The following is a 21,221-nucleotide window of genomic DNA, read 5'->3' on the forward strand; positions in this document are numbered from 1 at the left end:
CTGAAACTAAGTAGGTCTTATCGGGTGACGCCGTTATAATGTCAGACGAGTGGTTAGGTGTAAAGCTATGCATTTTTTACGCTTAACAAAAGGGTGGTACCGCGAAAACAACCTTCGTCCCTTGTGGATGGAGGCTTTTATTATTTTTTGAAAGAATATAACGTTAAGCCCGAATTATTCATGAATAATTCGAGTTAAGTCCAAATTTCTATGAAAAGCTAAGTTAAAACGACTATAAATGCGTTATATGAAAGATAATAAATTTATATAAAGAGAAGGGAGAAATAAGATGAAAGAGCAACTTTTAGAGATTTTGGAAAAATCAAAAATTGATATTAAATCCGCTGAAAATTTAAATCAGCTAGATCAATTTAGAGTTAAGTATTTAGGTAAAAAGGGAGAATTAACCCTTTTATTAAGAGGTATGGGTAAGTTATCCAGTGAAGAAAGACCTGTAATAGGTAAACTAGCAAACGAAGTTAGAACTGCTATTGAGACTGTGTTAGAAGAAAATAAATCTGTTATAAAAGAAAAGGAAAAATTAGCTAGATTAGAAAGTGAAGTTATCGACGTAACTATGTCACGAAAGACTGAAAAAGTTGGTCATAAACATCCTCTGACATTAGTTCTAGACGAAATTAAAAGCATATTCATAGGAATGGGATATAAAATAGCTGAAGGGCCTGAAGTGGAAACAGTTTATCATAACTTTGATGCGTTAAACGCTCCAAAGGACCATCCATCAAGGGATTTTTCAGATACATTCTATATAGGCAATGACATTCTACTAAGGACTCAGACTTCTCCTGTTCAGATTAGAACAATGCAGAATTCGAAGCCCCCTATAAGAGTTATTTCACCGGGAAGATGTTTCAGATCCGATGAACTTGATGCAACTCACTCTCCGATGTTCCACCAAGTAGAAGGGCTTGTTATCGATAAAAATATTACTATGGGAGACCTAAAGGGAACTCTAGATATCTTTGCAAAAAGACTCTTTGGTGCAAATACAAGAACAAAGTTTAGACCTCACGATTTCCCATTTACAGAGCCAAGTGGTGAAGTAGATGTATCATGTTTCAAATGTGGTGGAAATGGTTGTAGAATGTGTAAAGGAAGTGGATGGATAGAGATACTAGGCTGTGGAATGGTTCATCCAAATGTTTTAGAGGAATGTGGAATAGATCCAGAGGTTTACAGTGGTTTTGCCTTTGGTATGGGTGTTGATAGAATAGCAATGTTAAAGCATGAGATAGATGATATAAGACTTTTCTTCGAAAATGATATGAGATTTATAGACCAGTTCTAGGAGATACGTCTATAAAATAACTAGGACAAAGTCAGGTGAAGAAAGAGTATAAACAATAAATAGAGGCTATAAGCTGGATCTAAAAGCAAATAGCAGAACAATGTAAGGAGGAAGAATATGTTAGTACCAGTAAGTTGGTTAAAGGATTATGTTGATATAGATAATATTCCGATAGAAGAATTAGAGGAAAAATTAATTTTATCAGGTTCCAATACTGAAGGTGTACAAAAGGTTATAGAGGATGCTAAAAAAATTGTTATTGGTAAAATAGTTGAAATAAAAAAGCACCCTAATGCAGACAAACTAGTAATTCCAATGGTTGATATTGGAGAAGAGGTTATTCAGATCGTAACTGGAGCTGAAAATATCAATGTTGGAGACTATGTGCCAGTGGCCTTAGTTGGTTCTAGACTACCGGGAGGCATAAAAATCAAAAGAGGAAAGCTTAGAGGAGAAGTGTCAAACGGTATGCTTTGCTCAGCAGAAGAGTTAGGATTTGGTGATAGTGTAATTCCTAAGGATATGAAAGACGGAATACTAATACTTAATGGTGAATATACACTTGGAGAAGGCATAGAAGAAGCATTAGGTCTTAATGATCATGTAATTGAATTTGAGATCACTCCTAACAGACCCGATTGTTTAAGTATGTTGGGTATGGCTAGAGAGACATCAGCTACCTTTGACTTGGCTACGAAGTATCCAGAAATAAACATCAAAGAAGAAGTAGAAGATATAAATGATTACATTAGTGCAGAAGTTGAAGATAAAGACCTGTGTAGAAGATTTGTTGGTAGAGTTGTAAAGGATATAAAGATTGAGCCATCACCAACTTGGCTTCAACTTAGACTTATGAAGGCTGGAGTTAGACCTATTAGTAATATTGTTGATATAACAAACTTTGTTATGCTTGAATATGGTCAGCCACTACATGCATATGATTTAAACACACTGACAGGTGGAAAAATAATAGCTAGAAGAGCTAAGAAGGATGAAGTGACCACTACTTTAGATGGAGCAGAAAGAAAGCTTGATGAAGAGGTTCTTGTAATAGCCGATGCAAAGGATACTATAGGTATTGCAGGAATAATGGGTGGAGAAGACACTGAAATATCGGATAATACTAAGACGATATTTATAGAGGCCGCTCACTTCAACAAAAAGAATATAAGGACTTCTTCAAGAAAGATAGGACTTAGAACAGAGGCTTCTGCAAGATTTGAAAAGGGAATAGATCCAAATGTTGCTGAAGCAGCTGCCGATAGAGCATGCCAGCTTATAGAAGAGCTAGGTGCTGGTAAGGTTGTAAAGGGTAAAATCGACATATATGATGATAAACTAGAAGGATGGTCTATCGAAGTAAGACCTGAAAGAATAAACAGTCTTTTAGGAACTAAGCTGAGCTCAGAGGAAATTAGTGATATTCTTAGAAGATTAGAGCTTTCTGTGGAGAAGAAAGAAGAAAAGCTATTAGTAGGCATTCCAACTTACAGACAAGATCTATTAAAGGAAATTGACATTGTTGAAGAGGTTGCCAGAATATATGGCTATAACGTTATAGAAGCAACACTTCCTAAGGGAGCAACATGGGGAGCTAAGACAAATGCACAAGTAATTGAAGACTATACAAAGGGTGCACTAAATTCTTTAGGACTTAATGAAATAACTACATACTCTTTCGTTAGTCCGAAGAGTTTGGATTTGATAAATACTCCAGAAGATAGCTTCTTAAGAAGAAATATAAAGTTACTTAATCCTTTGGGTGAAGAGTACAGTATAATGAGAACAACCTTGGTTCCTAATATGCTTGATGTTCTTGCAAGAAACTATAAGAGAAATGTATCTGAGGCATTGGCATTTGAGTTAGGTAACACATTTATTCCACGTGAGATCCCTGTAACATCGCTACCTATCGAGAAGAAGGTATTGACTCTAGGAATGTATGGGGAAGATATAGATTTCTTTAGTATAAAAGCTATTGTATGGGAGCTTTTAAATAAACTAGGAATAGAAAAGTGTGTTATGGAGCCTGAAAAAAATCATTCGCTATTCCATCCTGGAAGATGTGGAAACATTGTTTACGGAAACCATATACTTGGAACTATAGGAGAAGTACACCCTGATATACTAGAGAATTATGGGTTTAGCAACAGAGTATATGTAGCTGATATAGATTTCAACATTCTTCTTCAGATAACAAGAATAGATACGATATATAAACCTCTACCTAAATACCCTTCAACTTCTAGAGATATGGCTCTTATTGTTAAAGAAGAGATATACTCAAAGGAAATAGAAGATATTATAAATAATAATGGTGGAGACATTCTAGAGACATGTACACTATTTGATGTATATAGAGGTAAACAGATTTCTGAAGGAAATAAAAGTATGGCTTACTCTTTAACATTTAGAGCTAAGGATAGAACTCTAACAGATGAAGAAGTAAATAAAGTATTTGACAAAATGCTAGAAGAGCTAAGTCAGAAGTTAAGTGCAGAATTGAGATAAAAATAGTTTGATCTGAAACATCCTAGGGTTGTACTCATAAAATTATTTTATGAGACAGCCCTACTTTTATCTTTAACCCGCATTATTCCTAGGAAATTAGAAAGGGCGTAGCAAAGTTTTTAATTTTTTATGAATAATACGGGTTTATGCAATATTTCAAATCTTTTAGACTAAAAGTGTGGTAAAATATATTTATAAGCTATACTAGCTTGTAGTCAACGTGCTTATGAAAATAAGATGAAATAGATTATAAGAATCCAATGATGTAAATACAATTATGAAACTTACTTAAAAATTACTATAGAGTGATGTTTGGATAAAAAAACTAAGTTGAAAATGGAGCAGAATACTCATATCTTAATTAAAAGTTCTAGAAGGAAAAATTAAGCAGATATAGAAGTAGTTATTTAGTAGATTTGTTTAATCTAAAGGGGTTGTATAGTAGATGACAGATAAAAATAGAGTCATAGTAAAAATTTTAGGACAAGAATATACAATAGTTGGTGAAGAGCCAAGGGAATTCATGCAGAGAGTTTCTAACTATGTAGATGATAAAATGAATGAAATAGCTGATAAAAATAAGAAATTCAGTACAGCTATGATAGCTGTTCTAACTTCGATTAATATTGGTGACGAATATTTTAAACTTTTAGATGAGTATAACAGTTTTAAGAGTGAGCGAGAAAGACCCGTTGATGAGTTGGAAAAGGCCAAAGAACTTTTAGCCTCATCGACAGTGGAAATAGAAAAGAAGGAAAAGGACTATGAAAACTTACTAAATGAGTATGAGAAGATGAAAGAAAGCTTCGTTAATATAGAGACAAGCTACAGTGAATTGAAAGAAGTAGTGAATCAGCTGAGTTATGAATTGAATGTTAAGGATAATAAATTGAAAAAAGCTGAAAAAATTAATGAAGACCTTAAAGACAAGCTAGTTCAAAGTGAAGTAAAATTAGTTCAAACTAAAAAAGAGCTTCAGGAGTTTATAGAAGCCTTTGATAATGATTAAAGTACCTATTGCAAAAAATATTAATAAGTGAAATATGTTATATGAGTAGTGATATAATAATATTACTACTTTTTTGTTGTGTACTAAACCACTAATCCGAATTTTTCATGAATAATTTGGGTTAACTATAAATTTTAGGAGTGATAAGGTGAAAAAGGTAGAACTTTTAGCGCCTGTTGGAAGTTATGAGGCTTTAATTGCTGCTGTACAAAATGGAGCAGATGCAGTCTATTTAGGTGGTAAAAAATTTGGAGCTAGGCAATATGCAAACAATTTTGATGAAGAAAAACTAAAAGAAGCAGTAGAGTACTGTCATATAAGAGACGTTAAGGTATATGTCACCGTAAATACAATAGTGGCCGACGAAGAACTTAAGGACTTTATGGAGTATATAAACTTATTATACAATTTAGATGTTGATGCTGTGATTATACAGGATTTAGGAGTTTTGAAATATATAAGGGAGAGTTTCCCTGATTTTGAAGTTCATGCAAGTACTCAGATGACTATACATAACCTTGAGGGAATCAACTTGCTAAAGGACCTTGGTATTAAAAGAACTGTTTTAGCTAGGGAAATGGGTATAGATAGCATTAAGAATATAAAAGAGAACAGCGATATGGAGATAGAGGTTTTTGTCCACGGAGCTCTATGTATTTGCTACTCTGGGCAATGTTTGATGAGTAGTTTGATTGGTGGAAGAAGTGGTAATAGAGGTAGATGTGCTCAGCCCTGTAGGCTACCATATAAATTAGTAGATTTAGAAACCGAAAAAGAGATAGATAGTTCAGATGGAAACTATATACTTAGTCCCAAGGATTTAAATACAATAGAAAATTTAGACAAGCTTTTAAGAATTGGAGTAGAATCCCTAAAGATTGAAGGTAGGATGAAAAGGCCAGAATATGTTGCAGTTGTTGTAGGTGCCTATAGGAAAGCTATTGACATGTATTATGAAAAGGGATATATAAAGATTGATGGAGATACAAAAAAAGAGCTGATGCAAATCTTTAATCGAAACTTCACCAAGGGTCATGTGTTAGGGGAAAAAGGTAAAGAACTAATGGGATTTGAAAAGCCAGGAAATAGAGGCTTAGAGATAGGGCAAGTAGCGGAATTTGATAAGAGAAAAAGAAGGCTAAAGATAAAACTTACAGATGTACTCCGAAAAGGAGATGGGGTTGAGGTAAGAAATAAAAGGATAGAGAATAAAGGCATTAGAGTCAAGAAAATGTTTAGAAATAATAAACTTGTGGAAGAATCCTTTGAAAGGGATACTATTGAGATAGAGTTTAATGGAGAAGCAATTAAAGGTGACAAAGTTTTCAAAACAGCCGATGTAGAACTACTCAGTAAAGCTTCTGAAACTTATAAATCTGAGGGGAAAAAAATCCCTATCTCTGGAGCTGTAAAATGTAAGTTGGATGACGAATTAGAGCTGTATATTTGGGATAACGACAACTACATAACTAAAAAAGGAACCGTTAAGGTTGAAAAGGCGATTAATAAACCCCTTAGTGCAGAAAGGCTTGAAAAGCAATTAAAGAAGCTTGGGAATACAGCCTACAAACTTGAAGAAATTGAAATCGATATTGATGCAAATGTGACAGTACCCATTAGTGAAGTGAATAATATTAGACGTGAGGCAATAGAAAGCTTAAATAAACTGAGAAGCAACATGAATAATCGTCCACAAACTGATTTTAGGCCAATGAAGCTAGACTACATAATAAACAAAGAAAAGGAAGATAACACCTCACTAACTGCATATGTAAATAATATGGAACAGCTTAATGCAGTGCTATCAACAGATATACACACTATATATTATTCAAACATCTATGATCTTGAAAAGGCCTTAAGTATGGGAAGTAAAGCAAAGAAACAATTAATTCCTGCCTTGAATAGAATCACATACGATGGAGAATTAGAGGTTATAAAAGAAAAAAGAGATGTGATTATTGAAAGTGGACATCTATTAGTATCTAACCATGGTCAGCTAAATATGTTTATGGATGAGGATATAAAGATACATACTGATTTTTCATTCAACATATTTAACAGTTTAGCTGCCCAGAAACTGAGAGAATTAAATGTTTCAGATATTACTCTATCACCAGAACTAAATTACAGCCAAATAAGCGATTTCGTCTCTAAAATTAATGGTCTGGAGATTATTGCATATGGACATCTCCCTATGATGATAACGGAATATTGTCCTGTAAAGGCTGTTTCAGATAATGGGAATAATAAGAACTGTAGTCTATGCTCCAATAAGAGATATGGTCTTAAAGATAGATATGGTATTGTTTTCCCGATTCAAAGGGATAATGGCTGTAGAACACATATACTTAATTCTAAAAAGTTGTTTTTACTGGAAAATATGGAGAAAATTGTACCAAAAAATGTCAAAAATATGAGATTACAGTTTACAAATGAAGATAAAAGTGAAATAATAAGTATAGTAAAGGCTTATTGTAAAACTCTGGATAGAATTTTAAAAGGTGAAAAGGGTCTCTCGAAGGATGCTTTTGAAATTATTAGTAGGTATAAGGATAATGGAGACTATACCAAAGGACATTTTTCAAGAGGCGTCATGTAATAGATTATAGGTATAAGGAGAATGGAAATGAATGAACGCAGCATTAGGGTTCTAGAATATACAAAGATAAAGGAAAAATTGAAAAACTTAGCTACTTCGTGGCTTGGCAAAGATCTTATAGATGAGTTAAAGCCAATAAATAATGTGGACGAGGTAAAAGATAGATTATCAGAGACCTCAGAAGCAGTGAGTATATTAATCCAAAAAGGTAGGATACCATTTGGTCCTATCTATGACCTAGGAAGATATCTAAAGGTTGCTGAAATTGGATCATATCTATATCCAGGCCAGCTTTTAGAAGTAGGGGATACACTACGAACTGCAAGGATTCTGAAAAACTTTATAAAGGCTTCAGATTCAGAAGAATTTACTCCACTTCAAAGCCTAATATCTAACATTAGTACATATAAAAATATTGAGGAGCGAATTGAGGAGGCTATTATTAGCGCCGATGAAATATCCGACAATGCTAGTCATACCCTTAAGAGCATTAGAAGACAAATTGAAAATAAAAATTCTTCTATTAGAAATAAATTGAACTCAATAATAAATTCTTCCAGAACACAAAAATTTCTACAGGATGCCATTATTACCATAAGACAAGATAGATTTGTTGTTCCTGTAAAGGCAGAGAACAAGAGAGATGTTCCTGGACTTGTACATGATCAGTCATCAAGTGGAGCTACACTCTTTATAGAACCTATGGCTATAGTAGAAATGAACAATGAGCTAAAGGAACTCAAGCTAAAGGAAAAGGCTGAAATTGAAAGGATTCTTAGGGAAATTTCTGCCCAAGTTGGAGAAGTAGCTGAAAATATTAAAATTAACCAAGATATACTTGCAAAGCTTGATTTTATTTTCGCTAAAGCTAAGCTTTCCATTGATATGAAGGCCATGGAGCCAAGACTTAACGACAATGGTTACGTTAGGATAAAAAATGGAAGACATCCATTAATTGATGTAAAGGAAGTTGTTCCAACTAATATATGGTTGGGAGACAAATTTAACACCTTACTTATCACGGGACCAAATACAGGTGGTAAAACAGTTACTTTGAAAACTGTAGGTCTTATGGTGTTGATGACTCAGTCTGGTTTGCATATACCTGCTGATTATGGGACAGAAATTTCAATCTTTAATCAAGTCTATGCAGATATAGGCGACGAGCAGAGTATTGAGCAGAGCCTAAGCACATTCTCTTCCCACATGACAAATATTGTAGAGATATTAAAGGATGCTTCAGATCGAGATTTAGTTATTCTTGATGAATTGGGATCAGGGACAGACCCTACTGAAGGGGCTGCCCTAGCTATGGCTATTTTGACTCATCTGTATGATAGAGGGGTAAAGACTATAGCAACGACCCATTATAGTGAATTGAAACAGTTTGCCTTAGCAAATGAAGGGGTTGAAAACGCGTCGGTTGAGTTTGACGTTGAGACATTAAGCCCTACCTATAGGTTACTCATTGGTGTACCTGGTAAGTCCAATGCCCTAGAAATATCTAGAAGACTTGGATTGAGTGAAGAGATTATAAATAAATCTAAGGAATTTATCACCAATGAAGATATTGAATTTGAGGAGATAATTTCCTCAATCGAGTCTAATAGAAAAACTGCCGAGATGGAAAGAGACGAAGCTATTAGATTGAGATTAGAGGTTCAGAAACTAAAGAATGATTATGAAAAGAAATATCAAAAGCTGAAGGATCAAAAAGATAGAGAGATAAGAGAAGCTAAAGAGGAAGCACGAACGTTATTGAAGGAAACGAAAAGAGAAGCAGATGAAATTATCAAGGAACTAAGAGGTATATCAAAGGATGTTGGTAAAGAGAGAAACAAAAAAATAGAAGAACTTAGAAAAAAAATGAAGGGAAGCATAGATGCCCTTCATGAACCAGTGAATTTTGCTGAAGAGCTTTCCGACTCAAAGCCTCCAAAGAGTGTTAAAAGTGGAGACATGGTAAAGGTTTTAAATCTGAACCAAGAGGGAACTGTTTTATCTAAGCCTAATCAAAATGGTGAAGTATCAGTTCAGGTTGGGATAATGAAGATCAATGTGAATATTTCAAATTTAAGACTATTAAAAGATACGAAAAAAGATATAAAGAAGACTAGTATAGGTTCCATAATGAAATCAAAAACCCAGACCATTAGAAATGAAATTGACTTAAGAGGGAAGAATATTGAGGAATCACTAATTGAGATTGACAAGTATTTAGATGATGCATATCTTTCAAATCTACAGCAGATTACAATTATTCATGGTAAAGGTACAGGAGCTCTCCGAAAGGGAATCAAGGAGTTTTTGAGAAAACATTCCCATGTTAAAACCTTTAGAGAAGGTGTATATGGTGAAGGTGGTTCTGGTGTAACAATTGTAGATTTGAAATAGAATAAGAAGAAAAGTTAGAGTATTGTGTTAGTTGCTACTGTGAGGGGAGAAGTATATGATACTAGTTAGTGCATGTCTACTTGGATTAGATTGCAGATATGATGGAGGAAATACTGCTAATAAGGAGCTACTCGATTTTCTAAAGGATAAAGAGTTTGTCATGGTATGTCCTGAACAGCTTGGAGGTCTACAAACTCCAAGGAACCCCAGTGAAATATCAGGGGAGGATGGAAATGCTGTTTTAGAAAATGGAGCTAGGGTATTAGATAATCAAGGGATGGATGTTACCTGCCAGTTTGTTAAAGGTGCAAAGGAAACCTTGAAAATTGCGAAGCTTTATAATGCAAGTATGGCTATTTTAAAGGAACGAAGTCCTTCTTGCGGTAGTACTAAGATCTATGATGGCAAGTTCCAGGGAAAGCTTAAAGCTGGTAAGGGAGTAACTGTGGCATTGCTTGAGCAAAACGATGTAAAAGTATTTAGTGAAGAAAACTATAAAGACATGCAACTTTAAAATGTAATAAATTATAAAGCTGCTGTCTAGGATAAAAATTTTTAATCTTTCTGAGGGGGTAAAACAAATGAAAAAAATAATAGCATATTTACTTTTAGTTACATTAGTATTTACTATGGCTACAGGGTGTAAAAAGAAAGAGGTAACCGATGAAGTGGATCTTGAGCAAGCGGCTCAGACAGGTGAAGAGCAGACTGAGAAAGGCGACGATTCTAAAAAGCAAGAGGAAGCTTCAAAGGAAGTAGAGTATATCCTATATTTAAGATATAAAGATAAGCCATTCCTATACGATGAAATATTTTCTATAAATATTAATGATGAGAAACTTAAGGATAAATCGATGGAGCAGTTTATAGTAGAGCAATTAATAAGCTTTGAACCACAGGGTGATATTATAAGTCCGGTTCCAGAAGGAACTAAGATTCTATCTGTTGAAAGAAAAGATAAGAATGTTATAGTAAATCTATCAAAGGAATTTATAGAAAAGAAAATGTCAGGTAATGATGCAATGTTAACTGTAGGTAGTATAATCAATTCAATTGTAGCAATCCCTGGCAATGAGACTGCACAAATATTTGTAGAAGGAAAACCTTTAGAGAAATATAATGGAGTGAAGACTTCTGAGCCGATGTATTTCTTAGAAGGATTGTTCCCGGATAAATAGAAAACAAGCAAAATAAAGCAGTAGCCCAAGGCTACTGCTTTATTTTGTTTATTTCGTTTAAAATCCCGATAGCTTCAATAAATTCAGGATTTATCTCCACAGCTCTTTCAAAATAATCTTTAGCTTTGTCCAGATCACCCCTTATCAAGCTAATACGTCCTAGGTTATAATAAAAAAGTTCTACATCATCTTTTCTGGAAATACCAGTGATAAATTCCTGTTCAGCTTCATCAAGTTTGCTTTGATCCAAGTATTTTTCACCTTGAAAGAGATTGTATTTCCAGCTATTTTGATTAAGTTGGATACCCGCAAATAAAGAAGTAAATAGCAGTATAATAGTTAATAATTGAGCCAGTACCTTTTTTGAGGAAAATATACCTTCGCCTCTAAAACCAACGGACCAACTGACTATAAAACCACCTATCAGACCGCATATATGAGCCCAGTTATCGATATTTGGAACTAGTATTCCAAATAGCAAGTTTACTCCTAATATAGTAAGTAAATTTTTAAGATAACCACCTTTAAATACATCAGGATGGCTTAAATAGAGGTAAAAGTATGCACCCAATAAACCAAAGATTGCTCCGGAAGCACCCACTGAGACAGAGTCGCTGAAAATAAAGCTGCCCAATCCTCCAAATAGCCCAGCCACTATATAGATAATAATAAACTTCGCTTTTCCATATATACGCTCAATATTCTTACCAAATATATTTAGCGCATACATATTAAACAGAAGGTGGGTGAGATCTGAATGTAAAAACATAGAAGTAAGCAGTCTATAATACTCACCTGTAGCGATTAATGGATTATATTTGGCACCAAATTTTAAAAGTGTTTCTACGTTAAAACTAAAGGATTTATCTATTAAAAACATGACGATACAGAGTAATACATTGATAGCAGTAATAATATAGGTTAAATATATTTTTCTATTTCTAGTCATAAATCTTTATAAGTACCTCCATTTCAAAATTTTCTGTAGATAATATGGGTATAATAATTTTAACAGATAAACTAAGGAAATAAAAGGTTAACCAAGTGTATTCATAAAAATTTAAAACTTACCTTATAATTATTCTGATTAAAAAATGAAAAAGTACTTGATTTAGTATTAGAAATATGTTAAATTATAGTTCAAAATGAGATATTGTTAAGGATCTACGAAAAGGAGAGTAAGCTTTTATTTATATTAGAGAGAGTCGGGGACGGTGGAAGCCCGATATATAGTTTGAGCTGAAGCGCACCTTTGAGATTTTAGCTGAACCATTAACTAGGCTAAATGGATTTCCTCCATTAACAGGAAGAAAAGAGGGTACATAACAGTACCAAAAAGAGTGGTAACGCGGGTATTAAACTCGTCTCTTAAGTTTATTAAGAGACGAGTTTTTTTTATTGTATAGAGTTCACATAGCAAAACTTAATTTATAAATATCCAAATACTCGATGTTTCTAGGCGTTTTGGATATGTATAAATTAATAGTTTTACTTGAATCTCTATATAAATGTGTAAGATTAAAAGGAGGTAGTAAAATGATAGATTTTAAGAAAGAAATTGCAGATATTTTAAATGAAAAAATTTCTGAGTTAAACCTTGAAGAAATACAAAGTATGATTGAGATACCACCTAACTCTGATATGGGAGACTTTGCATTTCCATGTTTTAAGCTTGCAAAGGTATTTAGAAAGGCTCCAAATCTAATAGCTCAGGACGTTGTAGAAGCAATTGGAGACAATAATCTATTTGAAAAGATTGATACGGCGGGGGCATATGTAAATTTTACAATAGACAAAATGACTTTTGCTAAGACTGTTATCGAAGAAATTATTGAAAAAGGAGAAATGTTTGGTTCCTCTGATTTAGGTCAAAACAAGAATGTAATTGTAGAGTTCTCTTCTCCAAATATAGCGAAGCCTTTCCACATAGGACATATTAGAACTACAGTTATCGGAAGTGCAATAAATAACATATTTAAATTTTTAGGTTATAACACAATAGCTATCAACCATCTTGGTGACTATGGAACTCAATTTGGTAAACTAATAGTTGCTATCAATGCTTGGGGAGATAGGGAAGTTATTAAGTCAAATCCTATACCTGAGCTTCTAAAGCTTTATATCAAATTCCATGAAGAAGCTGAAAATAAACCAGAGCTTGAAGATGAAGCAAGAATGTGGTTTAAGAAATTAGAAGATAGTGATGAAGAGGCTACAGAGCTTTGGAAATGGATTAGAGATGTAAGTTTATTAGAATTTAATAGAGTTTACGATATGCTTGGAATCAAGTTCGATTCCTATGCAGGTGAGAGTTTCTATTCAGATAAAATGCCTGCTGTATTAGAAGAAATGAGATCAAAAGACATTCTTCAAAAATCCCAGGGTGCGGAGATTGTTGATTTAGAACCATACAATATGCCTCCGGCACTTATTACAAAGAAGGATGGTTCAACTCTATATATCACAAGGGATATAGCGGCTGCTATATATAGAAAGAATCATTACGATTTCCATAAAAACATCTATGTAGTTGGTTCTCAGCAAAACCTTCATTTTAAACAATGGATAAAAATCATAGAGTTAATGGGACACGAATGGGCAAAGGATTGTATCCATGTTCCATTTGGAATGATTAGCTTAGAAGAAGGTACTATGTCTACAAGAAAAGGTAGAGTAGTATTCCTAGAAGATGTACTTAATAAGGCAGTTGAAAGAACTAAAGAGATTATTGCTAGCAAAAATCCTAACCTAGAAGATAAAGAAAGGGTTGCTAAGGAAGTGGGTATTGGTGCTGTTGTATTCCAAGAATTATCAAACAACAGGATTAAAGATTACACTTTTTCTTGGGATAGGACATTAAACTTTGATGGTGAGTCAGGACCATATGTTCAATATACCCATGCTAGAGCTTCAAGCCTTATTAGAAAGTCAGAGTTAGAATGTACAAAGGATGTTGATTATAAATTACTATCTGAAAAGGAAGTTATGGATCTGATTAGAATCTTAAATAAATTCCCTGAAGTGATTATAGATGCTGGAAGAAAACATGAACCGGCAGTAGTTACGAGATATATAATCGATGTTGCTCAGGCATTTAATAAGTTTTACCATGACTATTCTATTTTAGTTGAAGATAAAGAACTACAAAAAGCTAGACTTGCTTTAGTTCATGCTTCTAAGCAGACTATTAAGAATGGACTTAAGCTTATAGGTGTAGCAGCTCCTGAAAGAATGTAGATAAAAATAAAGCAGTAGCTATATAGCTACTGCTTTATTATTTAAAACTTTCCGGATCCTTCTTATGATAAACTCTTTCACTTCTACCCTTTATTTCCATTATCTTATCGATGATAACGCCAACCTCATCCTTTATAGTACCTAAATCATCTTTTGAAACATTATAATATAAATAAAGATCTTCAAAATATCTAACGAGTTTTGTTATACTCTTATCAACATCAATGAACTCATTAAAGTTCTTACTATTCATTGCGTTTTTAAATTGCTCAAGATCAATCTTTATGATGTCTATTACATCCTCTTCAGATTGATAATCACCGATGCACATAAAGTATGGTTTGATTCTCTCTAGATAGTATGTATTGTCAGTTTTTACATGGTACATATAAGAAATCTTTGTGTCTTTTATTTTGAATTTTACATAAAACATTATACCTTGAATAGAAATTACCTTTGCACCTAATTCCCTCAATTCTTCTATACATATTTGATGGCGAATTAGACGAGAAGACATTATGGCCATATGCATTCCTCCCATGATAAAGAATTGTTTAACAATATCATAACATAATTATGAAGGTTTACCATATAAAATTCATAACTTTTTCATAAAAGATGGAAGTAATAAGGGATAATTCTTGATTTTTATCATATAACTTTACAAAAAGGTAAAGGAGAAATAATATGATATATGATTATGATAGGCAAAGTGCTGTAAATTATGCAAGAAAGTGGGCGCTAGACAGGAATCCTAAGTATACTAATTTTGATGAAATGGGCGGAGACTGTACAAATTTTGCTTCACAGGCTTTACATGCTGGAGGATGCCCTATGAACTATGATAAACATGGATGGTTTTTTGAACACATTAACAATAGAGCCCCGGCTTGGACCAGTGTAAAATATCTTCATAGGTTTTTGACTAAAAACAAAGGTAGCGGGGCAGGACCCATTGCGGCAGAAGTAGATATCAAAGACGTACAATTAGGCGATATAATTCAGCTTAGATTTGATGCAAATGAAGAATTTGCCCACTCTCTTGTAGTAGTAGACATAAAATATCCAAAGAGAATATACAATATTTTTATTGCAACTCACACCATAGACAGACTCGACTATAGATTATCAAATTACGTTTTCAATGAGTTTCGGTGTTTGCATATTTCAGGTTATAGAAAATAGCTAAAAGAAACCAGTGAATAATATGATATAAATATTGGTTATCTATGGTATATATTTTGCTCTCTTATGTTATAATTATTAATGATTTTCAAAACAATACATTAAGAAGATAACCAACAAGGAAGTGAACTAATGAAAATACTTTTAACAACACTTAACTCAAAGTTTATACACTCATCTTTATCATTAAGATATTTGAGAAATTATACAAAAGATAAATTTTCAGATATACATATAGAAGAATATACTGTTAACAACGGCCTCGACTACATCTTGAGAGAGATATACATGAAGAATTATGATGTCGTATGTTTCGGGTGTTACATTTGGAACGTAGATCAAACCCTAGAGATAGCCAAAGATCTCAAGAAAGTAAATAAAAACGTAAAGATTCTTTTAGGAGGTCCGGAAGTAAGCTATAATCCTAGTGACGTATTGAAAGAGCATGATTATGTTGATTATATAATATTTGGTGAAGGCGAAGTAACTACAGAAAAGCTTTTTGATTTTCTAGTCAATAAAAAGGGTAATATAAAAGAAATAGAAGGTTTAGCATTTAGAGATGGAAATGATACTTATAAGAATAATGAAAGACCCCTAATAAAAAATCTAGATGATATACCATTTCCATATGGAGATTTAGCAGAGCTTGAGAACAGAATCATATACTATGAAAGCTCTAGGGGATGCCCATTCAATTGTCAATATTGCCTTTCTTCAACACTTCAAGGAGTTAGATATTTCTCTATTGAGAGGATTAAAAAAGATCTGAAAAAGTTTGTTGATGCCGATGTAAAGCAGGTGAAGTTTGTAGATAGAACCTTTAATGCAGACAAGCATCATTGCTTAGAAATAATGAAATATATAGAAGAGATTGATAATGGGAGAATCAATTTTCATTTTGAAATAACAGCCTCTTTAATAGACGATGAAATATTAGACTACTTAAAAAATACAAGAAGAGGGCTTTTCCAATTTGAAGTAGGAGTCCAAAGTACATATGAAAAGACATTAAAAGAAATAAGAAGAAATATGGATTTTGAAAAAATTAAATATGTAATAAAGAAATTAGCATCATATAATAATATACATTTACATTTAGATTTGATAGCTGGACTACCCTATGAGGATTACAAAACCTTTTTAGCCTCCTTTGATGATGTTTACAGCTTAAAACCAAATAAAATTCAATTAGGCTTTTTAAAACTTCTTAAGGGCTCTGGCGTTAGAGTCAACAGTGATAAATACGGATATATCTATAAGGATAGATCTCCTTATGAAGTGATGAGCAACGACTATATTACATATGGAGAAATATTAAGACTTAAGCTTATTGAAGAGATGGTAGATGAATATTATAATTCTCATCATTTTGATTTTAGTGTTGAATTCATAATAGCAAATAATTTTGAGAGACCTTCAAGATTTTTCGAATCTCTATATGAATTTTGGGAAAGCTTAGGATACCATCATGTATCCCATAAGAAAGAAGAACTATATAGGGTTTTACTAAAGTTCTATAGACACAATAATTTCGATAGAGAAGATGAATTTAGAGAAGTGTTAAAGTTTGACTATTTAAGAAATAAGAGAGGAAATTTACCTGATATTTTTGACACCATTATCTTAGAGGATTTTAAAAACAGATGCCATAAATTCCTACAGGAAGAAGAAAATCTGGAAAGGTACTTACCAAAGTTTACAGGAATTCCTGCAAAAAGGATTATAAATAAAACTCATTTTGAAACCTTTAAATATGATATATTACAATTAATAATAGATCCTACACAAAAATCTTTACAGGAAGAAACAACTATTTTGTTTAATTACGAAGTTGAAAACAAGGATTTTGGTAGATCAAGATATATGAAAATTGAAATATGAAGCTACCATGGAGTATAATAGATATACGCTTAATAAAGTCGTAAAGGTGTGTACATATAAATAAAAGAGAGGAGAATTGGCTTGAATCTTATTCAGGATATAGTTCTAACCAACAAAAATATAATAACGAAAAGCTTCAAATTAGCTGCTAAGAACTGGAAAATATTCTTAGTGGGTATTGCATATTTGTTCATAATGCCTATTATGGGAATAGTAGTTTCCTATGCAGGAATATTAGGAGGTATAATAATTTCAATATTCCAAAGTGCTATTGTGTCTAACTACCTCTATTTGATTGAGAACATTATTAATTACGGAAGATTTACTATGGAAGACTTTAAAAGTGGTTTTACAGTTTACCTATGGAAAACCTATAGTATATTCATATTCTTTTATCTAGTGAGATGGGGTAAGAGTCTATTTCTAGATCCTTTGATATCATCTATGGGGATGATAGGTGTGTATATTCAGATTGCTATTGTAATAGCAGCCTTTGTAATGCTAAACACTATTCCAGAGGTTATCTATCAAAAACACTATGAAAGGCTAGATTTAATAACCTACACCTTTGATTTTACTAAGGAGAATTTCCTTGAGTGGTTTATTCCAAATGGACTTATATTTGCAGTTGCCTACATTATACATATTAGCACAAGCCAAATAATATTCTTAATAGGCTTTGGCTCAAGTTTTGTTCTATCAAGTATAATAAGATCAATAATATATCAATTGATTTTAGCGTATGCTATGATTTACAGAGGACAGTTATTTAAGATACTTAGTACCTCAACAAGGAGAAAGAGAATGTTTATGAGGGATATGTATAAGTAGTAATCAGTCTTAATTTATAATATATTTTAAGGAGGGATAGCATGGGTATCAGATTTAGAAAGCTTGAAGAGAAGGATGTTCCAAAGGTAATATCTATGTTTTCGAATTTGAGCAGTGAAAGGACTGAGGTTTCATTTGCAGAAATAGCTTCTATGGATGAAATAAGGGCCTGGATTAAGAATCCTGATACATTTGTCTATGTAGCTGCTGATGGTGATGTTATTTCTGCCGTTCTTAGAGCAAAGAGAGGTAAAGGAAATAAAAAGCACTCCTGTAACCTAACTGTAGCCGTTGATTATAATTTTAGAGGAAACAGTATTGCAAAGGATTTAACAGAATACGCACTGAAGCTCCTTAAAAACGAAGGAATAAAAATAGCAAGGGCCTACATCTACAGTAATAATAAGTCTTCTATAAATACGATTTTGGCATGTGGATTCAGTTTTACTGGGAATGTCCATATGCACCATTATGATGAAAAAGAGAGTATATATGTAGACGATTTGATTTTTCATAAGTTACTATAAACACAAAACAAGGGAAAACAATAATTCATACTAAGGTTTTCCCTTTTTAATTTAGAGGAGGAAGAAATGTTTTCGAGAATAGAGAAATACTTAAAGGAAAGAGTGAATGATGTTGTTTTCATTCACTTAAAGGATGGTAAGACTTTTGATGTGAAAGGATTCGTCTTGGACGATAGCATTCCACTGCCAATTCCTATCAATGAGGTAGTTGACAAGGTAAAGGGTGAGAGCGAGGTTAAGGACATCTCCCTTTTAAAGGTCATACAAGGAATGGTATATATCATAGGTGTAGATAGTGGATTTATACATAATAAAACCTATAAAGATTTTTTATTGAATCATGATGAAAACATTATTAAAGTCGTTCTTGATCAGGGGTTTAGATTAATTGAAGCTGGCAATAAGAGAGATGCCCTGATTTGCTTTAAATCTTGTTTATACATAGATGATAAGGATCTAGATGCTATGTACAATTATGCTAGATGCTGTGAAGAGTTAGCAGTTGAATTGGCTGAAAACCCTGTAAAGGACTTTGAGGAAGAAGCAATTGAGATTTTTGAAATCATCACAGAATTATATCCTGATTTTTCTTTAGCTTATTATCATTTAGGTTTTCACTATGCAAACAAAGGCCTTTATAAAAAGGCTCAAATAATCTGGGAGAAAAGCCTTGAAAAGGGCGTTGATGAAAATAAAGAGTATGAGATAATGAATAAACTGTCAGAAATAAACTATAAAGTACAATATGAAGAGGGATATAACCTTGTATTTAGTGGTAGACCCGATGAGGCATTAGACAAACTCCTACCACTAGAAGAAAGATACCCAGAGTGGTGGAATTTACAGTTCTTTGTAGGACTTTCTTACAGACAACTGACGAACTTTGAAGAGGCCTTAAAGCACTTTGAAAAGGCATACAGAATGAAGCCTAGTCAAACTGAAATTCTCAATGAAATAGGATTGTGCAACATCTCTTTAGGGAGATTCGACGAAGCAATAAAATTCTTTAAAAAAGCATTAAGTATGAAAGAAAATGATGCAGAAATTCTATGTAACTTAGGGATTGCGTATCTTCAGATGGAAGAAATAGAATTAGCAGAAGAATATGTGGCTAAAGCTTTAAAGATTAACCCTGATGATGAAATAGCAAGAACATGGATGAATAAAATAAAATCAATGAGCTAGAATAGAAATAAGGGACTAAGAGCCCTTATTTTTGTGGCTATATTTAAAAGAAAATTTGATCAAAATTGAGGAAATGGTGATATTGTACTATCCCTTTTATAAACATCTAAAAAAGTAGTAATATTCAAAAAAATTATCAAGAAATATATTGAATGGAAATGCATAATATTGTAAAATAACAGTAGATTCAATAATTTATAGAAGACTTGCTAAAAAATTTGAAACTCTTTTTTGGGGAGCACTTATTAAAAAAAATTAATCAGCCTTAAAATTTACTCTATGCTAGTTGTTTTGTACATAAAGTAATTACAAACTTATTTAGATTATGAATAAATTAAAAGAATAGGATGTGATGAAATGATTAAAAATTTTAATGAACTTATTAATACTGCAAAGGAACAAACTACAATGAAATTAGCGGTAGCAGCAGCCCAGGATGAAGATGTTTTAATAGCCGTATGCGGTGCAGCTGAGATGGGAATTATAGAACCGGTTTTAATAGGTGACACAAAAGAAATTAAAGAAATTGCTGACAAAAATAGTTTAGACATTAGTAAGTATGAATTAATAGATAGGTCAGACTTGACTGAAGCGGCAAGAACTTCTGTAGAATTGGTAAGCACGGGAAAAGCTGACTTCGTAATGAAGGGATTAATTGATACTTCAATATTATTAAAGGCTGTTCTTGATAAGGAAATAGGTCTTAGAACGGATAGCTTGCTAAGTCATGTTATGGTGTATCAAGTACCTAGCTACCATAAACTTTTATTCCTAACAGATGGAGGTATGAATATATCACCTGGATTAGAAGAAAAGGCAATGATCTTAGGAAACTCTGTTAAGGCTGCTAAAGCAATGGGAATCGACAATGTAAAGGTTTCTTGTCTTACAGCTAAAGAAAAAGTTAGCCCTAAAATGATAGCAACAGTAGACGCAGATAAATTGAAGATCATAGGTAATAAAGGTGAGTTTGGAGAAGGTGTAATAGTTGAAGGGCCGATTGCTTTTGACTTAGCAATATCAAAGGAAGCAGCGAAAATCAAGAAATTTGATAGTGAAGTAGCCGGTGACACAGATATTCTACTGGTACCAACTATTGAAGTCGGTAATGGTATTGGTAAGGCACTAACATATATGGCAAATGCTGAATCAGCAGGAATTATCATGGGAGCCAAAGCACCTGTAGTGCTAGTTTCTCGTGCAGATAGCCATGAGGCTAAGTTAAATTCAATAGCTCTAGGTAGTGTTATAGCCGCATATAGAGAATAAAATTGAAATTCATAGGAAAAGCATGTGTCTGGAATTTAAGACACATGCTTTTCCTATGTGTTATAAAAAATAGGAGGCCTCATTTGAGGCCCTTGAGTTT

General features: G+C 33.0%; 16 protein-coding genes and 2 other annotated features (1 of these 18 only partly in view). Of the genes, 14 read left to right on the top strand and 2 right to left on the bottom strand.

Annotation, left to right across the window (positions count from 1 at the left end):
* Positions 1-125, top strand: a binding site (T-box leader); it begins 114 nt to the left of the window's first position.
* Between the two features lie 164 nt (positions 126-289).
* The 7 genes from pheS to R9X47_RS25590 all read left to right on the top strand — a co-directional run bounded on the left by pheS (position 290) and on the right by R9X47_RS25590 (position 11,003).
* On the top strand, positions 290-1,309 hold the full coding sequence (gene pheS, locus R9X47_RS25560) for a phenylalanine--tRNA ligase subunit alpha (RefSeq protein ID WP_432663941.1): 1,020 nt from the start codon (positions 290-292) through the stop codon (positions 1,307-1,309).
* Positions 1,310-1,426: 117 nt separating this feature from the next.
* Positions 1,427-3,820, top strand: a complete 2,394-nt coding sequence (pheT, locus tag R9X47_RS25565) for a phenylalanine--tRNA ligase subunit beta (RefSeq protein WP_432663942.1) — start codon at positions 1,427-1,429, stop codon at positions 3,818-3,820.
* A 445-nt stretch (positions 3,821-4,265) separates the two neighbouring features.
* Positions 4,266-4,829 (top strand): cell division protein ZapA, encoded by a 564-nt coding sequence (zapA, locus tag R9X47_RS25570; RefSeq protein ID WP_432663943.1) that lies wholly within the window; start codon positions 4,266-4,268, stop codon positions 4,827-4,829.
* A gap of 148 nt (positions 4,830-4,977) precedes the next feature.
* Entirely contained in the window at positions 4,978-7,431 is a 2,454-nt protein-coding gene (locus R9X47_RS25575; RefSeq protein WP_432663944.1) for a DUF3656 domain-containing U32 family peptidase, read from the top strand.
* 27 nt (positions 7,432-7,458) lie between these two features.
* Positions 7,459-9,825 carry an endonuclease MutS2 gene (locus R9X47_RS25580; RefSeq protein ID WP_432663945.1) on the top strand — a complete coding sequence of 789 codons (2,367 nt, stop codon included), beginning with the start codon at positions 7,459-7,461 and terminating at the stop codon, positions 9,823-9,825.
* 55 nt (positions 9,826-9,880) lie between these two features.
* On the top strand, positions 9,881-10,339 hold the full coding sequence (locus tag R9X47_RS25585; RefSeq protein WP_432663946.1) for a DUF523 domain-containing protein: 459 nt from the start codon (positions 9,881-9,883) through the stop codon (positions 10,337-10,339).
* A gap of 67 nt (positions 10,340-10,406) precedes the next feature.
* Positions 10,407-11,003 (top strand): GerMN domain-containing protein, encoded by a 597-nt coding sequence (locus tag R9X47_RS25590; RefSeq protein ID WP_432663947.1) that lies wholly within the window; start codon positions 10,407-10,409, stop codon positions 11,001-11,003.
* Positions 11,004-11,034: 31 nt separating this feature from the next.
* Here R9X47_RS25590 and R9X47_RS25595 read toward each other — a convergent pair whose 3' ends face one another.
* The gene (locus R9X47_RS25595) at positions 11,035-11,952 is read right to left on the bottom strand and encodes a rhomboid family intramembrane serine protease (RefSeq protein ID WP_432663948.1); all 918 of its coding nucleotides are present in this window, start codon (positions 11,950-11,952) and stop codon (positions 11,035-11,037) included.
* Between the two features lie 208 nt (positions 11,953-12,160).
* Positions 12,161-12,375: a binding site (T-box leader), on the top strand.
* Positions 12,376-12,542: 167 nt separating this feature from the next.
* On the opposite strand from R9X47_RS25595, the gene argS reads away from it, so the two are divergent.
* Positions 12,543-14,240, top strand: a complete 1,698-nt coding sequence (gene argS / locus R9X47_RS25600) for an arginine--tRNA ligase (RefSeq protein WP_432667697.1) — start codon at positions 12,543-12,545, stop codon at positions 14,238-14,240.
* A 37-nt stretch (positions 14,241-14,277) separates the two neighbouring features.
* Here argS and R9X47_RS25605 read toward each other — a convergent pair whose 3' ends face one another.
* The gene (locus tag R9X47_RS25605) at positions 14,278-14,766 is read right to left on the bottom strand and encodes a hypothetical protein (protein WP_432663949.1); all 489 of its coding nucleotides are present in this window, start codon (positions 14,764-14,766) and stop codon (positions 14,278-14,280) included.
* A 161-nt stretch (positions 14,767-14,927) separates the two neighbouring features.
* Between R9X47_RS25605 and R9X47_RS25610 the strand changes: the two genes are divergently transcribed.
* The 6 genes from R9X47_RS25610 to R9X47_RS25635 all read left to right on the top strand — a co-directional run bounded on the left by R9X47_RS25610 (position 14,928) and on the right by R9X47_RS25635 (position 21,121).
* Entirely contained in the window at positions 14,928-15,425 is a 498-nt protein-coding gene (locus R9X47_RS25610) for an amidase domain-containing protein (protein WP_432663950.1), read from the top strand.
* A gap of 132 nt (positions 15,426-15,557) precedes the next feature.
* A complete protein-coding gene (locus R9X47_RS25615) occupies positions 15,558-17,309 on the top strand; it encodes a B12-binding domain-containing radical SAM protein (RefSeq protein WP_432663951.1) in 1,752 nt (583 codons plus the stop codon).
* Between the two features lie 81 nt (positions 17,310-17,390).
* The gene (locus R9X47_RS25620; RefSeq protein ID WP_432663952.1) at positions 17,391-18,140 is read left to right on the top strand and encodes a hypothetical protein; all 750 of its coding nucleotides are present in this window, start codon (positions 17,391-17,393) and stop codon (positions 18,138-18,140) included.
* A 41-nt stretch (positions 18,141-18,181) separates the two neighbouring features.
* The gene (locus R9X47_RS25625; RefSeq protein WP_432663953.1) at positions 18,182-18,667 is read left to right on the top strand and encodes a GNAT family N-acetyltransferase; all 486 of its coding nucleotides are present in this window, start codon (positions 18,182-18,184) and stop codon (positions 18,665-18,667) included.
* A 66-nt stretch (positions 18,668-18,733) separates the two neighbouring features.
* On the top strand, positions 18,734-19,852 hold the full coding sequence (locus R9X47_RS25630; RefSeq protein ID WP_432663954.1) for a tetratricopeptide repeat protein: 1,119 nt from the start codon (positions 18,734-18,736) through the stop codon (positions 19,850-19,852).
* Positions 19,853-20,209: 357 nt separating this feature from the next.
* Positions 20,210-21,121 carry a bifunctional enoyl-CoA hydratase/phosphate acetyltransferase gene (locus R9X47_RS25635; protein ID WP_432663955.1) on the top strand — a complete coding sequence of 304 codons (912 nt, stop codon included), beginning with the start codon at positions 20,210-20,212 and terminating at the stop codon, positions 21,119-21,121.
* Positions 21,122-21,221: the final 100 nt, after the last annotated feature.

Source organism: Wukongibacter baidiensis, assembly GCF_050888315.1.
Lineage (GTDB): Bacteria > Bacillota > Clostridia > Peptostreptococcales > Caminicellaceae > Wukongibacter > Wukongibacter baidiensis.